This is a genomic window from Fictibacillus sp. b24 (assembly GCF_030348825.1).
In the GTDB taxonomy this organism is placed as follows: domain Bacteria; phylum Bacillota; class Bacilli; order Bacillales; family Fictibacillaceae; genus Fictibacillus.
The window spans coordinates 3,339,543-3,360,504 of the sequence record NZ_JAUCES010000005.1; the positions used below are offsets into that span (position 1 = coordinate 3,339,543).

The window sequence follows — 20,962 nt, forward strand, 5'->3', positions numbered from 1 at the left end:
ATTAAAAGGACCTGTTTTTCATTAACCCTACATATACATGAATTGAGGTGGGATAAAATGAACAAAAAATGGATGAGAAGCGAAGGACAAAAGTGGGTTGAAGACAATATCATCACGGATGATCAGCTTAATTTAATTGTTGCACGTTATCCTGATACAAATGACAAACGAAGAATAACAGGCATCTTACCCGTTTTAGCTAGTATTTTGATTGGAATTGGCATCTTATCTTTCATTGCATCTAACTGGGGTGAAATTCCCCCTCTTGCCAGACTGTCATTGCTCATCGTAATTATGCTCGGTTTTTACTACACAGGTGATCGCAGCTTAAAAGCCGGCAACGAAACTTTGGGGACATCTCTTAACATTCTCGGTATCATTACTTTTGGTTCCAGCATCATTTTACTTGGCCAGACGTTTCATCTAAATGCCGTTGATGCCCGTTTATTTGTTTTTTGGAGCTTACCTGCCGTATATTATTTGTTTAGAGATCGCAACAAACTATATTTCTTCCTCCTTTCTGTGTTAACAGTCGGTGGACAGCTTTATAGCTTAAGTGAATTCCATAGCTTTAGTTATCTTTTATTTGTGATTTTTCTTTTTGCTGTTGGCGGTTTTGTTTTCCTTTACCCTACTAATCAAAAGTCATGGATTTTTACCGTCGGGTTAAGTATTCAAGCCCTATTGTTAATTATGGTTGAGGATCTCAATTTCCTCTGGTTCTTCCTATTCGGCTTCGCATTATTTACTGCCGGGTTATGGGTTGAAAAGAAAGTATTTAAACAGCCGTTTAATCGCTTTGGGACACTCATTGGTTTCGGTTTTGCTTACATTTTATATTTCATGCTAACAAATGACTTCTCATCTGATTTTGAACTGCCCGCTCCTTATGTGTTTCTTCCGTTATTGATTGTGATACTAGCCCTTTCGATCATAGGTAAACGCAAGGAGAACCTTTACATGCACGCATGGGAACTACTAATTTTCGTTCCATTTTTCTATCTTGTAAAAGTAGCGGATCCACTAGTGGTAGGTCTCGTTTATTTGATTGTTATGTTTGTCTATTCCGGTTTCAAGCTGGCTGAAGGTTATCGAAACGAGAACAGATCACAGATCAATTTTGGAATTGTATTGTTCTTGCTTGTTTGTCTAATGGGATACTTTAACCTAGCCTGGTCATTCATGCCAAAATCCGTTTTCTTCTTACTCGGTGGAATTCTGTTATTTATTCTTAATGCGTTTCTTCAGCGTAAGAAAATGCAGATTTTGAAGAACGGAGGACCGCATCATGACTAAAAAACGAGGCTGGATGATTGCTGCCCTTCTACAAGTTTTGTTTCTTGTGTTTATTGCTGGGAGTTATTACAGCATTGATTATTTTGGAAAAGATATAAAAATTAAAACCGTACCTGTCGATCCAAGAGATATTTTATATGGAGATTATGTAACGCTCCGCTTTGAAATCAGCAGGGTTCCCCTCTCAAGCTACAAGGGTGATTTTACTGAACTTGACCGTGGAGAACGGCATGCATATGTTGTACTTCAACCTGGTAAAGAAGGATATTATGCTGTAAAGAAAGTGTATCCAGAAAAACCTGAAGTAAAGGATAACGAGGTTGTCTTAACAGCAAAAGCTGAAAAGATCTGGGGTGAAAATTCCATTGATCAGATTGAGCTTACTTATGGATTTGAGCGCTATTATGTTCAAGAAAATACCGGTAAGGAACTTGAGGCGCAAGCCAATGATATGGATGCTATTATAAGTGTTGCCCCTTGGGGAGCTCATAAGATCGTAGAATTAAACCCATAAAATGAGGAGACTCACAAAGTACTGAAAAGTCTTTGTGAGTCTTTTTTTGGAGTTCTGAGATGAGAATGTTGAATTATGTCGAAAATCGGATAAATAATTTTATACACGGAATTATCGTGGATTACCTCGTATAAAAGGATGATTACCTCGTAAAAAACTATGATTACCTCGTATAAATATTTTCGTGCACCACCCATATGGACAATGTAAAAAAACGTCTTTTCCAAATGCACATCCTACCTTCTAAAGATTAAGGAAGCGACTTTCAAAATCAACAATGAATAAGAAAACAGCCTTTATTAAATAGCAATCATTTTTCTTCGGTTTAAGTTTACCGATTACGGGAAGATTGATAATGAGGTGAAAACTATGTCTGACACAAAAATTATCGATCTAAAAGATGTACTCAACGGGTGGACTGGCAGCCAGATCTCCATTCGCAAAGAAGAAACAGGCGATATTGATCAAATCAGAATCTCACTTACAGAAGCAACCTTTGAACAAAGAGACGCACACGATGACTATTTAGGAGATCACATATTGTTTTTGCACGGAACAGCCTATGCAGCTGAAGATGGCGCCCAAGTCGAACTTCCTACAGTTACGTATGAGATTCCAATCGAGGGCATCAAAGACATTCGGACAGATGACAATATTGTTTCCTTTGAAACAAGCAGAGCTCAATATGTAATTAATAAATAAAAGAACTGATCCAATTGGATCAGTTCCTTTTTATTGCTGCATGCTTTTCGTCACGTCGGTTAGTGAATCAGCTGATATCGCAATCTGACCTACGGCATGACTCAATTCTTCAATTACTTCAGCCATCACTTCTACTTCTTTTTCCAGCTTACCGCTTCTGTCCGTACTCTCATCCATTTTCGAAAGAATAGCAACAAAGAAATCCGAAATTTCAGTTGCCTCTGATACACTGTCATTAATGTAGTGATGAATACTTTCAACAGATTGTGAAACGGCCTCTATTCTCTTATGTGTGTTCTTTACAAGTTCCGAAACGCCTGAAACAGACGTCTTCGTTTGATCCGCTAACTTTCGAACTTCATGAGCAACGACTGAGAATCCCTTCCCTGCTTCACCAGCTCTAGCCGCCTCAATTGCCGCATTTAGAGACAAAAGATTTGTTTGTTCAGCGATTGCCGTTACGATATCTACTACATCATTAATCTTCACAGTAGCTTGTTCCAAGTTAATTAACTCTGCAGAGATTTGCTGTGATTGCTCTTTTACTTTTAGTATCATATTCTGATGGCCATCCAGTTTGCTCTTACCTGCTAAAGAGTTTTTGGAAACATCCGCTGCTGACTCTGCTGTATCTTTTGCAAAAACGACTACTTCATCTGCTTTAGACGTTAATTCTTGGAGTGCAGCACTCGTTTGTTCTGAGATGCTTGCCAATTCTTCTACTGAATCGCCAACAGATAAAGCAATCTGCTGTTTTTGTTCTTCATGTTTAGCTCTTTCTTTAATCTGCTCTAACTCAAACGCTTCGAGCACGATCTGCTGCTCAAAATTCAATAGCTTCGTAACTGCTTTAACAGCTAGCTGATAGTCATTTCGGTTTTCAATATGTTGATCCAATATAGACAAAAATGAAAGCAGCATGTCCTGAAACGAGCAAATATACCATTTAGGCTGTAAACCAATTTTAAAATGGATATGCGCAATCACTCTTCTTTGTTCAATGTATTCCAAATCAATGACTCCATCGAACATTTCTTGTATATGTTTGATTAACGTAACTTGCAGCCGCTTAACCGAGCTGTGCTTCTGGATGATATCCATCAACCCTGGTACATGTTCAATGTTTCTATAAAATTGATCTACGATTTTCGCTATGTTCTCAAAGATCAACGGTTTTAAAGAACGAATAATTGCCAAATCATCCGTCGTTAAAGAAATCATATCCAGCTGTTTCTGCCACTCACTATTTGGTGACAATAAAATCTTAACCTCATCTTTATACTGGTCTGCTGGGTTCTGAACAGCAGTTGCATTACTCTTTTTCGTAAGAATACTTAAAATCGAAGCCATGTTGGTTTCCTTCTTCCTGTTTTTTCACTTGTTTTCCATCCAAAATGATGCAATTACATGCGACTTTACTCACATTTTGCATACTCATATGTTTTATCGACGTTATTAAGGGAATCTTTCACTAAACCAAAATAAATTCAAAAAAAATGATACGAGGAGTGGTTCACATGTGGAAAAAGAGATGGGCAGCTGGAACATTAGCAGCAATGTTAACATTAGGTGGATTAACTGCTTGCGGTGACGGCGTAGACCAAGACAACGGCGTTGATGACGGTCAACAAAATGACGAAATGGATGAGAAAAATAAAGAAGAAGGTTAATACGAATACTGAAACACCAGTCTATTCGGTAAAGCTGGAAAACCCAGACTGAAATACAACTAATGAAAAAAGGAGCCAATCGGCTCCTTTTCTTCGTTTAGCTTACTGCTCGTGTTTCGGTCTTTCCTTGTTGAAGCTGATACATCTGGAAGTAACGTCCTTTTGTCTCCATTAATTCCTCATGACTTCCGCGTTCAACGATTACACCGCGATCAAGTACGAGAATCTGATCAGCACTCTTAATCGTAGAAAGTCTGTGCGCGATAATGAAAGTAGTTCTTCCGCGTTTCAATACATCCAGTGCGTCTTGAATCACTGCTTCTGTTTCTGTATCGATACTCGCCGTTGCTTCGTCCAGAATCAGGATTGCTGGGTTATAAGCAAGCGCTCTTGCAAAAGAAATCAATTGTCGCTGGCCGGATGAAAGTGTGCTTCCTTTTTCAATAACCGGTTCATCCAATCCTTTTGGCAAGTTATTAATAAAAGGCATGGCTCCTACATCTGTAAGTGCCTTTTCAACTTGTTCTCTCGTGATCTCAGGATTATCTAGGCTAACATTGGATGCGATCGTTCCTGAAAACAAGAATGGATCTTGCAGAACGATTCCCATATGCTGACGCAATTCCTGTTTAGAAAGTTCCATAATATCTTTTCCGTCAATGACGATCTTGCCTTGCTTAATATCATAGAATCGGAATAGCAAGTTCATGATTGAGCTTTTCCCTGAACCCGTATGTCCGACAAGGGCCACGGTTTCTCCTTGGTTCGCTTCAAATGAAATATTCTTTAACACAGGCTCTCCTTCTACGTAGCTGAAGGTAACATCCTGAAACTCTACATTTCCTTTGTAACGTTCGATCTCTGTTTTTGTAACTGTCTGTCCTGGCTCATCCATCAGCACGAATACTCTTTCAGCTGATACGAGTGCCTGTTCAAGCTGTGCAAGCTGGTTGACCATACCTGTTACAGGGTGGAACATACGGTTCAAATAATCTACAAAGGCATAAAGAACACCAATAGAAATGACAGAACCTACTCCCAGTGCCTGACCTCCAAAGTGCCAGATGAATGCCATAAATGCGAGGTTTTTCAAAAACAGTACAAGGTTGTGCCCTGTCATCGCGTTCAGGCTTAACAGCTTATTTTGAAAGGTAAAGTATTCTTTGTTCATCGTTTCAAATTCTTCAGTTGTTTCTTTTTGTCTCTTGAATGCTTGAATAATCGTCATACCGTTAATCGATTCGTTGATCATTCCGTTTATATCACTTAAAGTGGAACGAATTTTATGATTGTATTTGGATGCAAACTTACGATATACGATGATCCATACAACAAGGATCGGTACAAGAATGAGACAGATCGTTGCCAGCTTTACATCAAGCAAGAACAACGCAATAAAAATACCCGTCAAATAGATGATTCCTGTAAAGAAGTTTGCTAGTACGTTGATAAAGAGCTCTTTAATCGCTTCTGTATCATTCGTTATTCGAGATACGATCTTACCTGCTGGCTGATTATCAAAATAGGTGATGGCTACACGCTGTACGTGAGCGAACACATCTTGACGAATCTTTTTAATGACTAGATTAGAAGAACGCTGCAGCATATAGCGCTGTCCGTATTGAAAGAATGATGCAAATACCAGCAGTCCTAAATAAATCATTGTCAGCTTCATGATTCCTGCAATTTCTGGCTTATAAAAAGCAAATGTCTCATTTGTACTTAATTCATCTGCTGGATACGTTTCTGATTTCCCTTTAAACGAAATCGTTACTTCTCCGTTTTTCGCTGTTCGTTCCCCGTCAAATGAAATTGGCTGTGGAACAACGTAATAATCTCGTTTTACTTGAATGACTCTTATTTCTTTTCCTTTATTTTCTCCTGAATCAAAATGATCGCTTCGTTTATACCAGTTCCCATCGTAATTCACTGCTGCTTTTTCTTCTTTATCCACTTGGTACCACGGTCTTTCAATCCCAAGAATATGGTCATCGATCATGGTCTTTGCGATAAATGGTCCTGTCAGCTCCGCTCCGATTGCAACGGTCAGCATCAAGAGTCCTAGAATAAAGTTCTTTTTAAAGTGAAGTGCGTATTGAAACAGGCGCTTTCCAACGTTCATGGCTACACCGCCTTATTATCATTTAAGTTTTGTTCGATTTGCTGGCGTTCGTGCTGCTCTTTATACCAGCCATCTCTTGCTATTAAGTCCTCATGTCTTCCTTCGTCTACAATCGCTCCATCATCAATAACGATGATCCAGTCTGCGTGTTCAACAGCTGACAATCGGTGTGTTGTAATAAATGTCGTCTTTCCGGCACGTTCTTTACGAATATTTCCGATAATCGCCGTCTCCGTTTTCGCATCAACAGCAGAAAGCGCATCGTCTAAAATTAAGATTTCAGGATCTACGCACAGCGCTCGTGCAATGGATACACGCTGCTTCTGTCCGCCTGATAATGCCACACCTTTTTCACCTACAAGTGTGTTCAATCCTTCTGGCAGATATTGAACGTCTTTTCTAAAAGAAGCCATCTCCATCACATGGTTCAGCTTATCCTCATCTGCTAAACTGTTGCCGAAAAGAATGTTTTCTTGAACCGTTTTGGAAAATAGAATAGCGTCCTGCGGCACATAGCCAATCCATCCTTGAAGATTTTCTAGTGCAATGTCTTCAATCCCAACACCTGAGAACGAGATCTTCCCTTCTCCAGCTGGATATTCCCTTAGAAGCTGCTTGAGCAAAGTCGTTTTCCCGCTTCCCGTACGACCGACAATTCCAAGGGTTCCCCCTTTTTTGACCGTAACATTGATGTTCTTTAAGTTATCAACTTCAGAAGACGGATATCGGAACGTTACATTTTCAAATGCAATCGTGCCTGGATCTTTTAGCGGAACAAGATCTTCTGCATTCTTAACGTCTGGTTCATATGACAGCGTCTCGTTTACTCGATCGAGTGACGCACTTCCGCGTTCCATAATATTAATCAGTTCCCCGATCGCAATCATCGGCCAGATCAGCATACCGAGATACACGTTAAACGTTACGAGTTCCCCGAGTGTTATTGTTTTATGAAACACCATGTAAGCACCGTAACCTAAGCCGATCAAGTAACTCATTCCTACTAAGACTTTAATGGTCGGTTCAAAAAGTGCGTCTATTCTGGAAACAGCCAAGTTCTTTTCAAACACATCATCTGTTACTTTATTGAAGCGCTCTACATCTGCTTCTTCCTGAACGTAAGCACGGATTACACGCACACCTTGAACGCTTTCTAAGACAGAATCGTTCATCTCACCAAAGGCATCTTGTGCAACGGTAAAACGCTGATGTACTTTTTTACCGTACTTTTTAATGATAAACGCGATAACTGGCAGTGGAATAAGTGCTGCAAACGTCAATTTCCAGCTGATCATGAACCCCATAACGAACAAAATCGTCAGCATGAACAAACTTGAATCAACGAGCGTTAATATTCCGAATCCTGCAGTCATTGAGATCGCCTTCAGATCATTCGTTGCTCGAGCCATCAAATCTCCTGTTCTATTTTTTTCAAAAAAAGTAGGAGTCATCTTTAACAAGTGGCGCATGAAGCTAGAACGCATGGTACGTTCAATAATAAAAGCGCCTCCAAAAAGCTGGTACATCCAGATATACATCGTGACGTACATCGAAATTAGAACTGCAACAAAGATTCCGAGCGTCTTCATCATATCTTCTCTTGTGATCGTACCCATATGAATGGAATCAATGATATTCCCAATAAGCTTTGGAGGGATGATCTCGATGATTCCTACTCCAGTGAGCAGCACTACTGCAATTGTGTACCGAATCCAATGCTTCTTAAAAAACCAAGCTAACTTACCTAAAACTGAAAACATAAATGTCTCTCCTCTCGATCTCTGTTACTTTTAAACAATCGTTTAACCGAGCTACCCAAAAAGTGTATGATCCTTGCGTTCTAACCACACGTTCAGCATTTCTTTTTTCATCTGTTTTCCTCCTAATTGTTAGTGATCTATTGCAAAAGAAGAGTGATTTCTTCTAAGCAAACAAAATAAAAAAGCATACCACTCGAAAGGCGATATGCTTTAATAACCATAAAAAAACACACGTCACGACTGGGGTGACCTGCGTACGAATATGTATGTAGAGACGAAAAATAAATAGAAAGGAATCTTAATACATCTCTTCCGGCAGGCCATGATATGAAGTTGTAGAGTAGTTATCCAATACAATAGAGACCGCAATCTGAGTAACAATCATTACTTTCACCATGACACAACCATCCTTTCCATAATTTTGTAGTTTGTAACTTTGGTAATCTTAACACTATTCTAATAACTATGTCAATTGCTTTTCGATATGCATAAAAAATTTAATTTGCTGTTTAATATATGCCTTTTGATGGAGAGTGGTGTGTCCAAATTCTTGAGTCAAGCTAATCACTAAAAAAGCAGCCATCACTAGACGGCTGCTTTAGTCTACAAAACCTTTCCATCACTCATTTTGATTATATGATCAACATAACAAAGCATTTCCTCGTCATGGGTAACCATTAGGGTAGTAATATTCAATCTTTTTGTTAAATCTCGTATTAACGACATAACCTCTTTTGACTTTTTTGAATCTAAACTTGCAGTTGGTTCATCTGCAAAGAGAACTTTAGGTTTATGAATGATTGCACGAGCAATTGCAACCCTTTGTTTTTCCCCACCAGACAATGAAGAAGGATAAGCATTTTTACGATGTTGTAATCCAACTAACTTTAGAATGTTGTCAATTTCTTGTTGTTGTTCATGTTTCTTAATTTTAGATTCAGCAACATCGAGCATTAGTATCAGTTGTTCTTCTACTGTGAGAAAAGGAACAAGATGTGCAAATTGAAAAACAAAACCAAACTTACTTGCTCGTATATTCCGTACTTGTTCAGAACTCATAGTGGACATGTTTTTGCCTTCAAATATTACGTGTCCATCTGATGCGGGTTGAAGTCCTGCAGCTATTGTAAGAAGTGTACTCTTACCCGACCCTGATGGACCTACTAAAGCCGTTATCTCACCTTCTTTAAGAGATAGGTTGATTCCTTTTAATATTTCTTCCTTCACGTCACCATTAGTAAATGTTTTTCTAACGTTATCAATTGTGAACATTTCCCTATTAGACCTCCCCTTGTTGAATCGCTTGTAATGGTTCTACTCTTTTTATTTGTAAACCGGATAGCGTAGCTCCAATAAATCCAATGATTAGGAAGACAATAGACAATTGCACGATGGTTTCAGTAGTTAAACTAAAAGGCATGTCCTTAGGTGCAACCCTATTAAAAAATTGACTACAAGTAACAGATAGTGAAAGTGCAATAATGGTAATAAACAACATTTGAGTCCACATCATTTTAAACAAATCACTTGTTTTTACCCCAATTGCTTTTAAAATTCCAAATAACCCTGTTTTTTGAACGTTCATCATGTAGAAAAAGATACCGAACAGCATTCCACTAATCACAACCAAGAACCATACAATCATATTTAAAGACGTTTGTTCTGCACTGTAGCTAGGAATTGTTTTTAGAAAATCACTATTCGAAAAAGATTGTAGCCCATTAAATTGTTGAGATGATTCTCCTTCTGGTATAAAGACTAGCTGCATTTCTTCAGCACGGTAAATCTCTTTATAATTCTCCATACTTAGATAAGCTACAGGTGCATGGCTAAATTTCTTTTGGTCCACGAAACCTTTTACAGTAAACTTTTCACTAGATTGATTATGAGTTAAGGTATCTCCGACTTTTATTCCCTTATTCTCTAATGAACGGTCAAGTACAATTTCCCCGCGATTTACATTTTTAAATAATTTTGAGTCGGTAGATGTGACAAAAGCGACGCTTCGTTGTTTCCCACTCTTATCGTTCAAAAAGCCCATCTGGATGGATAGTGCAACGGCATCTTTTTGTTGGTTTATTATTTTTTCTTGCATACTATTGTCTATCCTCGATAAATTATAGGTTTCTTCTGCTTCTTGATTCATGTAAAATTGTCCGCTCGGCAAGTCTTTTATTAATGCAGCATTATCTTGTGATAATCCATTTGCTAAACCAGAAATAATAAAAGTTAATAAACTAACTAGAAAAATGATCGAACCTAATATTAGGAACCTAACTTTATTCTTTAATATTTCTTTCCAAGCAATGCTCATAACATCTCCTCCATCTCTTGTTATATTCTTAGTCTATTGGTCGAATATGAACAGACGATGAATAACAAGTTACAAATCATTTGGAGGAAAGAATTCCACAAAAAAATGTCATTCATCACCAATGGATACCATGGGCAATGCCTGACACTTTTAATAGTATTTTCTAACCAATAGGTAATTCAACAACAAAGGTAGTCCCTTGATTTTCTTTACTATTCACATCCGTATGACCACCATGCAATTCAACAATGGTAGCAACGATTGATAGACCAAGTCCGGTCCCTTCCACAGTTCTCGACCTTGCGATATCTGCACGATAAAAGCGATCAAAAATCCTTTCTAATTCCATATTATTCATTCCTATCCCTGTATCTTCAAAAGTGATGAATAACGATTTTTCTCTTTCTTCAATCGATATTTCAATACTGCCATTAGGTTTATTATACTTAATGGCATTTGTTAACAGATTATCCCATACGGTATTCAACAAAGAAGGGTCACCGATAAATTCTGTATCAGGAAGAGAATAGCGCAGCATAATCCCCTTCTCATTTATAAGCCATTGATAATTTCGAACCAGTTCTTTAATTTGTTGTGCTATATTAAATGGTTTCTTCTTTAAAATTTCTTCATTGCGATCAAGTGAGGCAAGAAGTAATAATTGTTTAGTTAGTGTTGAAAGCCTGTTAATTTCACCATTTATTACAGATATATATTGTGTTTTTTCTTTTGAACTCAATGATTCTTTTTCCAGCAGATTTGTGTATCCTTTTATATTTGATAAGGGTGATTGTATGTCATGAGAGATGTTGGATATAAATTCTTTTCTCATCTCGTCCGATTGTTCTAATTTCCGCGACATCTGTAAAAAGCTATGAGATAACTCCCCTAATTCATCACCACGGTTAATATCAAGTTCAACGTTAAAGTTCCCTTTTGAGAGTGATTTCGTGGCAACGGTTAATTTAGAGATTGGCTTCACTAAATATTTTGCGCTGACCACTACCATCACAATGCTTAACGTGATCATTAAGGCAAACAGCCAACCGAACAGAATATGCATTTCATTAAAAAGGAGCTTGATATCAGGTCTCATAAAAAGAGCATAGCTTTTTCCACCATGCTTCAACGGCACACCGATCGTGTTCTTTAATTCATTTGCAAAAAAGCCTGTCACAAATGTTTCTTTCGGAAAATGAAGAATACCATGATAAATATCACCGTTTAATACATTTTCTTTAGTTGACGCAGGTAGCATTTTGTTTCGAAAGGATGCTCCGAAATAGGATTCATCTCCAGAATCCTCTACTAAGTATATTTGATAGCCAATCGCAGAAAGGTTTTCAAAATACTCCTTTAAATTGATACTGGGGTGTTCTTCAACAAAAGACACCATTTCTAGTGCGATTTTTGTGTTTTTTTGATCATTATAGGGTTTTAATTTTTGCTGATAGTATGTATTTGAGATGAAGAAAGCTAATATACCACTTAAAATCATGATCCCTATAGTAATGACTACAAATTTTACGTAAAGAGACTTCATCGTTTTGCCTCCAGTAAATACCCGACCCCACGTACTGTTTTAATTTGAAAATCATCTGTCAATTTAGAAAAACGTTCCCTTAATCGCTTTACATGAACATCTACAGTTCGTTCATCTCCTTCATAATCCAGACCCCAAATCTGTTCAATTAAATGGTCTCGAGTAAACACTTGCATAGGGTTTGAAATAAAAAAATACAACAATTCAAATTCCTTTAAAGGTAAAAGTATAGTTTGATCACCGATGTGAACTTCATAGCTCTTTTTGTTTATAACCGTTCGTCCTAAACAAACAATGGATTCATCTAATTGTCTATCATATCGCCTTAGTAAAGCTTTAATTCGAAAGAGTAATTCTTTCGTTTCAAAAGGTTTAACCAGATAATCATCTGTTCCAGATAAAAAGCCCTTTTCCTTATCCTCAATTTGATTTTTCGCTGTTAATAAGACAATAGGAATGTCATAATTTTTTCGTATCTCTCTTGTTAATAGATAACCGTCCATATAAGGCATCATCACGTCCACAACTGCCAAATCACAATTCTTATTACGAAGGATGTTTAAAGCTTCTAAACCGTCTTGTGCTTGAAACACTTTATATCCTGCTTCAGTTAAATGAACATCTACAAGCTTTAGTATATTGATATCATCATCGACAATTAGAATATTATTCATTATTAAATACTCCTATACTTTTATCCGTTTAATTATCCATTACATATAATATGGATTATTCCATCCAATAGTTGTAAGCACCATTAGTCTATACGATTTAAAATTTAATCACAAATCGTAGGAGTTAGCTGCCAATAGGAAATTCTACTAACATTATTCACTCGGAATAAGTAGATTTCTTTAAAACAGAGATGTGCAGCAATTCCTACTAATAAAGCGCATTGTTTGTGCTAGCGAGATGTGCACAACCTAATAATTCTATAAATTTCCCACTTATTCCGGCGAGTTTCGCCTATAATACGGCGAGTTCTGCAATAATCCGGCGAATTTCCATCATATAGCGGCGAGTCGACAATTATCGACGCTTGTCATCCTATCCCTCGCTTCCCATCCACAACAAAAACCCGCCACAAAAAGTGACGGGCTTCCACACACTAGCTTATTTATCCTAACTGACGAGTCAGATTTGCCATTTCAATCGCTGATACTGCTGCTTCCCAGCCTTTGTTTCCTGCTTTTGTTCCAGCACGCTCGATCGCTTGCTCGATAGAATCTACTGTTAGCACCCCAAAGATTACCGGAACGCCGCTTGTCATTGATGCTTGCGCAACTCCTTTAGCAGCTTCATTACAAACGTAATCAAAGTGCGGAGTGGATCCCCGGATAACCGCTCCAAGCGTGATCACAGCGTCATAGTTCCCGCTGTCAGCCATCTTTTTAGCGATTAATGGAATCTCAAATGCACCTGGAACCCACGCGATATCTACATCATCTTCTGAAATTCCGTGTCTTTTAAATGCATCCTGTGCCCCAGATACTAACTTATCCGAAATAAAATCATTAAAACGTCCTGCAACGATTCCTACTTTTAATCCTGTACCAACTAAATGTCCTTCAAATAATTTTGCCATTTAACGTTCCTCCTGTATTAGAAATGAAGCATGTGCCCCAATTTGCTCTTTTTTGTTTTTAAATACTCTTCGTTGTTTTCGTTATGAGGCATCTGAAGTGCCACACGGTCTGTTACTTCCAAGTCATAGCCTTTTAATCCCGCGATCTTTCTTGGGTTATTCGTTAAAAGTTTCATTTTGCTGATGCCAAGCTCTTTAAGAATCTGAGCACCGATACCGTAATCACGCAAATCTGGTGCGAATCCTAGCTGCTCATTGGCTTCAACTGTATCGAGTCCTTCTTCTTGAAGCTTATAAGCTTTCATTTTATTAATAAGACCGATGCCACGTCCTTCTTGTCTCATGTACAATAAAACGCCAGAGCCTTCTTTTTCAATCTGAGATAGAGCCGCATGAAGCTGCGGACCGCAATCACAGCGCGCTGATCCAAACACGTCACCGGTCAAGCATTCAGAGTGAACACGAACTAACACAGGTTCTTCGTTATTGATTTCCCCTTTTACAAGGGCAACATGTTCTTTCTCATCCAGCACATTTGAGAAGCCAATCGCTTTAAAATCACCAAACTCTGTTGGAAGATTGATTTCGACTTCACGCTTCACCATCTGTTCTGTTTTGTTTCGGTACGTGATCAGATCTTTGATCGTAATCAACTTCATGTTGTGCTGTTTTGCTAGTTCAACGAGTTCAGGAACACGAGCCATCGTTCCATCCTCTTTCATAATTTCGCAGATTACACCAGCAGATTGACTGCCAGCCATTTTCGCTAGGTCAATTGCGGCTTCTGTATGCCCCGCTCTTCTCAACACGCCACCTTTTTTTCCGATCAACGGAAAGATATGGCCAGGACGCTTAAAATCAGATGGCACAGAATCACTATTTACAAGCTCCCGAACAGTAGCTGCTCGTTCTTGAGCAGAAATCCCGGTTGTTGTTGATTTGTGATCGACGCTAATCGTAAAAGCGGTGCCGTGCGAATCAGTATTGGCTGCTACCATCGGTGAAAGATCCAGCTTCATCGCGATTTCCTCAGAGATCGGTGTACAAACGAGACCACGTCCGTGAGTCACCATAAAATTGATAGCTTCAGGTGTAATTCCTTCAGCTAACGCAACAAAATCTCCTTCGTTTTCACGATCTTCATCATCCACAACGATAACAATTTTTCCTTCTCTTAAATCTGCAACTGCTTCTTCTATGGAGTGAAACATGAACTCTCCTCCTAAAATCCGTGCTCTTGTAAGAAATCAAGAGACAGTTTCGACTTTTGTTTTTGTTCTTCTTTTTCAGGAGCCAACATTCTGTAAACGTATTTTGCGAGCATATCACATTCAATATTCACAACGTCACCTGCTCCTTTTGCACCTAATATCGTATGATCTGCAGTATGTGGAATCAACGAGACCGTAATTGTATTTTGAGTAACGTCAAATACAGTAAGGCTTGTTCCATCTACACAAACAGATCCCTTTAGCATAAAGTAGCGCATCATGTGATCTGGCAGAGCAATCTTGTAATAGATCGCATTTTTCTCGGGTCGCTTCTCTACAATGTCTCCTGTACCATCAACATGCCCAGAAACAAAGTGTCCGCCAAACCTTCCTCCTGCTGCCATAGCACGTTCCAAATTTACTTTGTCCCGATTGTTTAAAAGTTTCAAAGTTGAAGATTTGAACGTTTCTGGCATCACATCTACTGTAAACTGATTTTTGCCGAAAGAAGTAACGGTTAGACATACGCCGTTTACCGCAATACTGTCTCCAAGGTGCACGTCTTTCAACACCTCTTCTGCGGAAATAGTAAGTATGATTGTTTCATCGCCTTTTGAAATTGCCTTAATCGTTCCTTTTTCCTCAATGATGCCTGTAAACAAAGAACTTTCCCTCCCATTGTTGTTTTTGGTAGTACTTGATTTCCGTTCCAGGTGCTCGCTTTCCGCGGGGCAGGCGGTGAGCCACATTCGTTACGTTTCACTTTTAAGTGTCTCACCTGCCCGCCTGTCCCGCAGGAGTCTCGCACCTTCCACTCCAATCAACTTGTCAATGAAGCAAAGAACAAAAAGATTTAAAAGCAACAACCCTTTAGAAAACGGCCTTCAGAAAAGAGTTTTTTAGAAAATACTTCGTCGTAAATATGAAAAGCGGGAGTCTTAATTGCGTATATACAAATAACCCCGGAAACAGATTGCTTCCGGGGTTTGTGTTAAAAGTATAACGAAATAAACCTTTAATCTACCTTTTTTAAAATACAGGCAATTAAAAGCGTTCACGTTCCTTCTCCCATCCAGACTATACTGTCGGCTTCGGAATTGCACCGAATCCACCGTTTTCACGAATCGCAAAACCGGGTCACGGACTAAGAGGCTATAGCCTCATCACCGCCGGTTGGGAATTTCACCCGACCCCGAAGGACACTATTTACTTATGTTCATTATAAGTAAACAATAGACTGAATTCAAACATGATTGCTTTTATTGGCCAATAATTAATTTTTCTTTCGGATAATGAATGTGTTCTGTCACTACTTTCCCTCGGATGATAAAGAGGAATGACAGTACGCCAATTCTTCCTATAAACATCAACAGCATAAGAATAACTTTTCCGATCGAGCTCAAATCACCAGTAATTCCAGTTGAGAGCCCTGTTGTTCCGAATGCAGAGCACACTTCAAAAAAGAGATACTCAATCGGCATCGGATCTGTAATTGCTAGGATAATTGTAGAAGTCGTACAAAGCACCATAGCCACGATAATAACAATAAACGACTTTTGTATATCTTCCGGATAAATTTCACGCTTAAAGATCTTAATTGTGTTCCTACCTTTAGCGTAAAAGAGAATCGCCAAAAGTGCTACCGCAAATGTCGTTGTGCGGATTCCTCCACCCACCGAGCTTGGTGATGCTCCAATAAACATCATTACGCCTAAGAAAAGAAGTGTAGGTACTGTGAATTCAGAGACATCCATGGTGGATAAACCGCCGCTTCGTGTTGTAACGGACTGGAATAAAGAATAAAACAACGTTTCATGCCAAGATTTACCCTCAAAAAAAGCATTCATCTCCAAAACATAAATTCCGATTGCGCCAGTAACAACCAATAATGCAAAGGTAGTCGTAGTAACCTTCGTGAAGAGGGTAAACGTATAGCGCTCTAAATACTTTCTTTCTTTGATAAAGTTATTGATTTCTACTAAAACAGGAAATCCAATGGCACCTGCTGTAATCAAGCACATCGTAACGATTTGAACAAGATAATCGTTGCGGAACGGGATCAGCGAGCTTCCCGTAATATCGAATCCAGCATTCGTCGTTGCTGTAACAGATGCGAAGAATGCGTGATACAACACTTCTACTTCTGTATCGTAATAGGGTTGAAACAGGATAAAGAATAATACCGTTCCTACAATCTCAATCCCTATTATGAGTGTTAAGATTTGCTTCATCAGCTGTACAAGCCCTGCAAGCGTGGATTGGTTTTGGTCTGTCATAATCAATTGGCGTTCTCTCATCCCAATTCGCTTACCTATCAATAGCCATATTGCAGTACCAAGTGTCATAACACCTATACCACCGATCTGTACGACAATGGCCAGGAGAATAACACCTACTTGATTGAACGTTTCAGAAATATTAACAGAGGTTAAACCCGTAACACTTACAGCGCTTACTGCGGTAAATAAAGCATCAATAAACTTGAGTTCTACTCCCTTGTTATGTCCGACCGGCAAACTTAGTAAAATGGTCGCTACTAAAACAGACAATAAATAAAAAATAACGATAAGCTGAACAGAAGTTAAAAAAGTCTTTTTTTGTTGTGTTGTTGCTGTATTTTTAAACATATATTTTTTCACCTGTCGAGGGAATTTTTCTGTAACCTTCTGAAATCTTAACAATAGCATTTCCATTTAACAAGGTGAAATTGAACATTTGTTAAAAAAAGACTGCAGAACTTTTAATCAAGCTCATTTTTAGAATTCATTCTCTTTTCAATTAATCTCATCAATTCAACAGAATCATCCACTTTTATAACGACTCTTGTAACATTCTTTTTAAATCCATAGATGATATCTGCTTTCACCGTTTCTTTCAACAATAGCTCGATCACTGGCTTTTCAGGAATAAAGTCACTTACTCTTGCTTCAAATGTATATTTCTTTTCAGATGCAGGAATCTCATCTGGTCCTTCATATGTTCTCAATTCCTGTATCACGCTAAACGGGAGCTCTAATCCTTTCATAAACCCTATATTCATAATCACCGATTGATCTGAAACGATAAGTGGCACTTTCTTAACTGCCTGCATCTGAGCGATAAGAAAAAGAATTGAATAGATGTTAAGGAAAAGTAAGATAAGTGAGACCGTATGATTGATCTGACTGAAGAAGTAGTGAAGCCCTATAGATTCTATGATAAGTGCATGGATGAGCATCAGTTGAAGAGCAACATAGCTCGTATTCTTATGGTAGGTAAATGTGTAAGTACCAGTCATAGGTGCTATACGCCAGGAAAACAGAGCATAATATAGCATCGTAACTTCACTAACCACAGCTTCAATCAACCTGCTTTGAACAAAGTGAACGCTAACCGCCTGTCTTATTTTAATTAAAAATGGGATCTCGGCTGGCTGTTCCATATATGTCTTTTTAACTTTAGGGAACTTTTTACTCACCACTATTAATAAATAGAGTTCAATTGAGATAAAGCCCGCTTCTAAAAGCAATAGCGCTTTTGGAACTGCAGAAAAGTTATCCAATAAAAAATCAGGAATGATGTACGAAGCGAAACCATAGCTTATAAGCGCAACAAGTAATGTCAGTTTCCAAGAATATCTTTTACGGATGATAAAATAATAGGTAAGCAGCGGGATTACGAGAAGAAAGTCAATTATAGAGCCAATTACTATGGCATCCGGAACAGGTTGGAAGTATGAAGTCTGGTACAAAATTACGTTGCTTCCGATCACTAAGAAACTTAGTACAAGAAAAGGTACCCATCTTATAGGTTTGATTAGTGTTTCATTCATAAAATCCCTCCTCACCTTTAGTATACATTAAATTCCAATTAATTCTTATAATTCCATATAAAGTCACAAAAACTTCAATAAAATAAGGCCACTACGCTTTAAACAGCGGGTGGCCTTTTCTAGTTACGTGAGACTTTTCTTTTACTGGGATAAAAACAAGCAGACAAAGACACAAAGCTACTAGTTCAAGAGCGAGAATATACCACGGATGCGGTCCTAAATAATCCATTAAAGAAGCATTGTCTGGTTTTTTCATCAAAAATAGATAATTTGCGCCTATCGCGGTGTTTATCAAGTATACTCCGAGTGCGTAAACATTCAGCCAAAGAAAGGACATAAAAAACTGAGCCCAGCTTATTTTAAAGGTTTTTACGATACCGTAATATAATGCTGTCCAAACGATAAATGCATGTGCTATAAAATATTGAAGAAATCGAAAATGCCAAGGCTCTTGGTATAACTCAGGTGTCAGCAACCCTTGAATAGCGCCTGTTAAACCAAAAAGATAAACAAACGCAAACAGCTTTCTATTATCTGTTAACAATAAAACGATACTTAGTAGAATATTTAGACTGCAAAGCTGCAATGGCAGGAAAAACTTCATGGTCCATATATTGTTATAGACCGCCCATAAGTGATAAGAGATTTCAGAGAGCAACAAGCCGGCAAGCAGAATCCTCTTTACCCCACCCTTTCCCATTAACCTAGAACGAAGGACATACATGATTACACTCACCATGACTATCAGTATTAGTATAAATACATGCTCCGAGCCAAACATATTAAATCCCGAAGTACCTGGACCAAACCAACTCTCCATTTATCCCCTCCATCTTTTATTTATTGATATTCAAAATTCCATTAGACTTTTCCTTGTTAGAAAATATTTTATTTGCACAACGTAACAGTGTTATGTTACATTGTTATCAAGGAGGTTAATCATGGAAAATCTAATCTCAAAAAAAGATCTGCTTGAAGCAGCTAATATCTCTTACGGTCAACTGTACCGTTGGAAAAGAAAGAACTTAATTCCTGAAAACTGGTTCATTCGAAAATCTACGTTTACAGGTCAAGAAACTTTCTTTCCTAAAGATGATATGTTACTGCGAATTGAAAAAATCAAATCGTTAAAAGATGATTTATCACTCGATGAACTGGCTGATATGTTTTCTCCCTCCCCCACCCTAACTTCATTATCAGTGGAAGAACTCACCAAACGTAACATTGTTTCAAATACATCGTTAGACATGTACATTAATCACCATGGAACCACAACTTCTTATACCTTCAATCAATTATTAACTTTATATGTTCTAGACACATTGCTACAAACTGGCGAAGTAAATCGTTCTGAAGGTATGGATTTATTAAAAGTGCTTGATGAAAATTCAAAGAATCTGAAAAGCAATGAAAGTGAACTGATCTTTATTCGCAAAATGGGTGTTTCCTTTTTTATCCTTACACCTGAACCCGCTAAGCTGTTCGTAGAATCTCAAGCAAAAATCATCGCTCATTATAAACTCAATCAGTTTACAGAAGAACTAAAATTAAAACTTTCCTAAACGTGGAGGAGGAATTAAAAAATGGAGAAAACAGCGGCTAAAAACATTAGTATTTCTGGATCAGGAACTTCTTCTGGCGGCGAGTATAACCAAGTAAAAGTGAACGGATCAGCTCATATCAATGGTGATCTTAAATGTGAAGAATTCAAATGCAATGGCAGTGCTCATATTGAAGGGAACATTACTACAGGAACTGCAAAAATCAACGGCTCAACTCATATTGAAGGTGATGTAGAAGCGAAAGAGATGACGATCAACGGCAGTACCGACATTGACGGAAACCTTTCTTGTCAGGAATTAAAGGTGCAAGGCTCATCTTCTGTTAAAGGAGATTTGAAAGGTAAAGAAATCATTGTACGCGGTTCAGCTTCTGTTCAAGGAAATCTATCGGGTGATGAGGTAGATGTAAAAGGGCAAGTGAAGATTAAAGGTGATTGCGAAGCCGAATCGTTTGATGCGCGCGGCAATTTTAAAATTGATGGTCTCTTAAATGCAGGTACGATTGATGTGGAACTTCTACGCCATTGTGAAGCAAAGGAAATTGGCGGCGAAAATATAACAGTGAAAAAAACAAGAGATTCCTCAGGCTTTAAAAAACTGATCAAATTTTTTATGAATAATCATAATGATCAACTAACAGCAGAAGTGATTGAAGGCGATCAACTTTACCTGGAATACACACACGCTGAAATAGTGCGTGGAAACACCATCGAAATTGGTCCTGGGTGTGTAATAAAGAGAATCGAATACAAAACGAGCCTTGAAGTCGATGAAAGCGCAAAAGTTGATGCACAGGAAAAGATTTGAATTCAGATGCGGAATTAGCGAGCGCTCGTATTTCTCTGCTTTCCTAAAAAAATTTTAAACTTCAC

At 38.2% G+C, this 20,962-nt stretch carries 20 protein-coding genes and 1 riboswitch; of the genes, 6 read left to right on the forward strand and 14 right to left on the reverse strand.

Annotated features, from left to right (window positions below; translation table 11 throughout):
• Positions 1-57: 57 nt before the first annotated feature.
• The 3 genes from QUF49_RS17480 (at position 58) to QUF49_RS17490 (ending at position 2,512) form a co-directional block, all read left to right on the forward strand.
• The gene (locus QUF49_RS17480; RefSeq protein WP_289496955.1) at positions 58-1,296 is read left to right on the forward strand and encodes a DUF2157 domain-containing protein; all 1,239 of its coding nucleotides are present in this window, start codon (positions 58-60) and stop codon (positions 1,294-1,296) included.
• Complete coding sequence (locus QUF49_RS17485; protein ID WP_289496956.1) at positions 1,289-1,810, forward strand: GDYXXLXY domain-containing protein; 522 nt, start codon at positions 1,289-1,291, stop codon at positions 1,808-1,810. The genes QUF49_RS17480 and QUF49_RS17485 overlap by 8 nt, the downstream gene beginning before the upstream one ends.
• A gap of 369 nt (positions 1,811-2,179) precedes the next feature.
• Entirely contained in the window at positions 2,180-2,512 is a 333-nt protein-coding gene (locus QUF49_RS17490) for a hypothetical protein (protein WP_289496957.1), read from the forward strand.
• Between the two features lie 30 nt (positions 2,513-2,542).
• Here QUF49_RS17490 and QUF49_RS17495 read toward each other — a convergent pair whose 3' ends face one another.
• Entirely contained in the window at positions 2,543-3,862 is a 1,320-nt protein-coding gene (locus QUF49_RS17495; protein ID WP_289496958.1) for a globin-coupled sensor protein, read from the reverse strand.
• A 167-nt stretch (positions 3,863-4,029) separates the two neighbouring features.
• Here QUF49_RS17495 and QUF49_RS17500 point away from each other — a divergent pair, with 167 nt between their 5' ends.
• Positions 4,030-4,182 (forward strand): hypothetical protein, encoded by a 153-nt coding sequence (locus tag QUF49_RS17500; protein ID WP_197468147.1) that lies wholly within the window; start codon positions 4,030-4,032, stop codon positions 4,180-4,182.
• A gap of 97 nt (positions 4,183-4,279) precedes the next feature.
• Here the strand turns inward: QUF49_RS17500 and QUF49_RS17505 are convergent, their stop codons facing one another.
• The 13 genes from QUF49_RS17505 to QUF49_RS17565 all read right to left on the reverse strand — a co-directional run bounded on the left by QUF49_RS17505 (position 4,280) and on the right by QUF49_RS17565 (position 19,348).
• A complete protein-coding gene (locus QUF49_RS17505) occupies positions 4,280-6,304 on the reverse strand; it encodes an ABC transporter ATP-binding protein (RefSeq protein ID WP_289496959.1) in 2,025 nt (674 codons plus the stop codon).
• A gap of 2 nt (positions 6,305-6,306) precedes the next feature.
• Positions 6,307-8,064 (reverse strand): ABC transporter ATP-binding protein, encoded by a 1,758-nt coding sequence (locus QUF49_RS17510; protein WP_289496961.1) that lies wholly within the window; start codon positions 8,062-8,064, stop codon positions 6,307-6,309.
• Between the two features lie 603 nt (positions 8,065-8,667).
• Positions 8,668-9,336, reverse strand: a complete 669-nt coding sequence (locus tag QUF49_RS17515) for an ABC transporter ATP-binding protein (protein ID WP_289496962.1) — start codon at positions 9,334-9,336, stop codon at positions 8,668-8,670.
• Between the two features lie 7 nt (positions 9,337-9,343).
• Entirely contained in the window at positions 9,344-10,378 is a 1,035-nt protein-coding gene (locus QUF49_RS17520; protein WP_289496963.1) for an ABC transporter permease, read from the reverse strand.
• A 163-nt stretch (positions 10,379-10,541) separates the two neighbouring features.
• Positions 10,542-11,921, reverse strand: coding sequence for a sensor histidine kinase (locus QUF49_RS17525; protein ID WP_289496964.1), 1,380 nt, complete (start codon positions 11,919-11,921; stop codon positions 10,542-10,544).
• Positions 11,918-12,595 carry a response regulator transcription factor gene (locus QUF49_RS17530; RefSeq protein WP_289496965.1) on the reverse strand — a complete coding sequence of 226 codons (678 nt, stop codon included), beginning with the start codon at positions 12,593-12,595 and terminating at the stop codon, positions 11,918-11,920. Before QUF49_RS17530 ends, QUF49_RS17525 begins: the two co-directional genes overlap by 4 nt.
• Positions 12,596-13,038: 443 nt before the next feature.
• Positions 13,039-13,506 (reverse strand): 6,7-dimethyl-8-ribityllumazine synthase, encoded by a 468-nt coding sequence (ribH, locus tag QUF49_RS17535; protein WP_066239884.1) that lies wholly within the window; start codon positions 13,504-13,506, stop codon positions 13,039-13,041.
• Positions 13,507-13,523: 17 nt separating this feature from the next.
• Entirely contained in the window at positions 13,524-14,717 is a 1,194-nt protein-coding gene (locus QUF49_RS17540; RefSeq protein ID WP_289496966.1) for a bifunctional 3,4-dihydroxy-2-butanone-4-phosphate synthase/GTP cyclohydrolase II, read from the reverse strand.
• Between the two features lie 11 nt (positions 14,718-14,728).
• Positions 14,729-15,379: a riboflavin synthase gene (gene ribE / locus QUF49_RS17545; RefSeq protein ID WP_289496967.1), complete on the reverse strand. Its 651-nt coding sequence runs from the start codon at positions 15,377-15,379 to the stop codon at positions 14,729-14,731.
• Complete coding sequence (locus tag QUF49_RS17550; RefSeq protein WP_289496968.1) at positions 15,283-15,525, reverse strand: hypothetical protein; 243 nt, start codon at positions 15,523-15,525, stop codon at positions 15,283-15,285. The genes ribE and QUF49_RS17550 overlap by 97 nt, the downstream gene beginning before the upstream one ends.
• Before the next feature lie 248 nt (positions 15,526-15,773).
• A riboswitch (FMN riboswitch) is annotated at positions 15,774-15,921 on the reverse strand.
• A 55-nt stretch (positions 15,922-15,976) separates the two neighbouring features.
• Entirely contained in the window at positions 15,977-17,344 is a 1,368-nt protein-coding gene (locus QUF49_RS17555; RefSeq protein WP_289496969.1) for a TrkH family potassium uptake protein, read from the reverse strand.
• Between the two features lie 113 nt (positions 17,345-17,457).
• Positions 17,458-18,528 carry a hypothetical protein gene (locus tag QUF49_RS17560; protein WP_289496970.1) on the reverse strand — a complete coding sequence of 357 codons (1,071 nt, stop codon included), beginning with the start codon at positions 18,526-18,528 and terminating at the stop codon, positions 17,458-17,460.
• Between the two features lie 91 nt (positions 18,529-18,619).
• On the reverse strand, positions 18,620-19,348 hold the full coding sequence (locus tag QUF49_RS17565) for a TIGR02206 family membrane protein (protein WP_289496971.1): 729 nt from the start codon (positions 19,346-19,348) through the stop codon (positions 18,620-18,622).
• Positions 19,349-19,469: 121 nt separating this feature from the next.
• Between QUF49_RS17565 and QUF49_RS17570 the strand changes: the two genes are divergently transcribed.
• Both QUF49_RS17570 and QUF49_RS17575 read left to right on the forward strand, forming a co-directional pair.
• Positions 19,470-20,090: a YhbD family protein gene (locus QUF49_RS17570; RefSeq protein ID WP_353958316.1), complete on the forward strand. Its 621-nt coding sequence runs from the start codon at positions 19,470-19,472 to the stop codon at positions 20,088-20,090.
• A 21-nt stretch (positions 20,091-20,111) separates the two neighbouring features.
• Entirely contained in the window at positions 20,112-20,897 is a 786-nt protein-coding gene (locus QUF49_RS17575; RefSeq protein ID WP_289496972.1) for a polymer-forming cytoskeletal protein, read from the forward strand.
• Positions 20,898-20,962 lie beyond the last annotated feature (65 nt).

What these genes read in the sequence shown, in the direction of transcription:
- QUF49_RS17520 (WP_289496963.1), bottom strand. Translation starts at nt 10,378, where the DNA reads ATGAGCATTGCTTGGAAAGAAATATTAAAGAATAAAGTTAGGTTCCTA.
- QUF49_RS17570 (WP_353958316.1), top strand. Translation starts at nt 19,470, where the DNA reads ATGGAAAATCTAATCTCAAAAAAAGATCTGCTTGAAGCAGCTAATATC.
- QUF49_RS17555 (WP_289496969.1), bottom strand. Translation starts at nt 17,344, where the DNA reads ATGTTTAAAAATACAGCAACAACACAACAAAAAAAGACTTTTTTAACT.
- QUF49_RS17510 (WP_289496961.1), bottom strand. Translation starts at nt 8,064, where the DNA reads ATGTTTTCAGTTTTAGGTAAGTTAGCTTGGTTTTTTAAGAAGCATTGG.
- ribH (WP_066239884.1), bottom strand. Translation starts at nt 13,506, where the DNA reads ATGGCAAAATTATTTGAAGGACATTTAGTTGGTACAGGATTAAAAGTA.
- QUF49_RS17485 (WP_289496956.1), top strand. Translation starts at nt 1,289, where the DNA reads ATGACTAAAAAACGAGGCTGGATGATTGCTGCCCTTCTACAAGTTTTG.
- QUF49_RS17525 (WP_289496964.1), bottom strand. Translation starts at nt 11,921, where the DNA reads ATGAAGTCTCTTTACGTAAAATTTGTAGTCATTACTATAGGGATCATG.
- QUF49_RS17575 (WP_289496972.1), top strand. Translation starts at nt 20,112, where the DNA reads ATGGAGAAAACAGCGGCTAAAAACATTAGTATTTCTGGATCAGGAACT.
- QUF49_RS17530 (WP_289496965.1), bottom strand. Translation starts at nt 12,595, where the DNA reads ATGAATAATATTCTAATTGTCGATGATGATATCAATATACTAAAGCTT.
- QUF49_RS17480 (WP_289496955.1), top strand. Translation starts at nt 58, where the DNA reads ATGAACAAAAAATGGATGAGAAGCGAAGGACAAAAGTGGGTTGAAGAC.
- QUF49_RS17500 (WP_197468147.1), top strand. Translation starts at nt 4,030, where the DNA reads ATGTGGAAAAAGAGATGGGCAGCTGGAACATTAGCAGCAATGTTAACA.
- QUF49_RS17560 (WP_289496970.1), bottom strand. Translation starts at nt 18,528, where the DNA reads ATGAATGAAACACTAATCAAACCTATAAGATGGGTACCTTTTCTTGTA.
- QUF49_RS17505 (WP_289496959.1), bottom strand. Translation starts at nt 6,304, where the DNA reads ATGAACGTTGGAAAGCGCCTGTTTCAATACGCACTTCACTTTAAAAAG.
- QUF49_RS17565 (WP_289496971.1), bottom strand. Translation starts at nt 19,348, where the DNA reads ATGGAGAGTTGGTTTGGTCCAGGTACTTCGGGATTTAATATGTTTGGC.
- QUF49_RS17495 (WP_289496958.1), bottom strand. Translation starts at nt 3,862, where the DNA reads ATGGCTTCGATTTTAAGTATTCTTACGAAAAAGAGTAATGCAACTGCT.
- QUF49_RS17515 (WP_289496962.1), bottom strand. Translation starts at nt 9,336, where the DNA reads ATGTTCACAATTGATAACGTTAGAAAAACATTTACTAATGGTGACGTG.
- QUF49_RS17490 (WP_289496957.1), top strand. Translation starts at nt 2,180, where the DNA reads ATGTCTGACACAAAAATTATCGATCTAAAAGATGTACTCAACGGGTGG.
- QUF49_RS17540 (WP_289496966.1), bottom strand. Translation starts at nt 14,717, where the DNA reads ATGTTTCACTCCATAGAAGAAGCAGTTGCAGATTTAAGAGAAGGAAAA.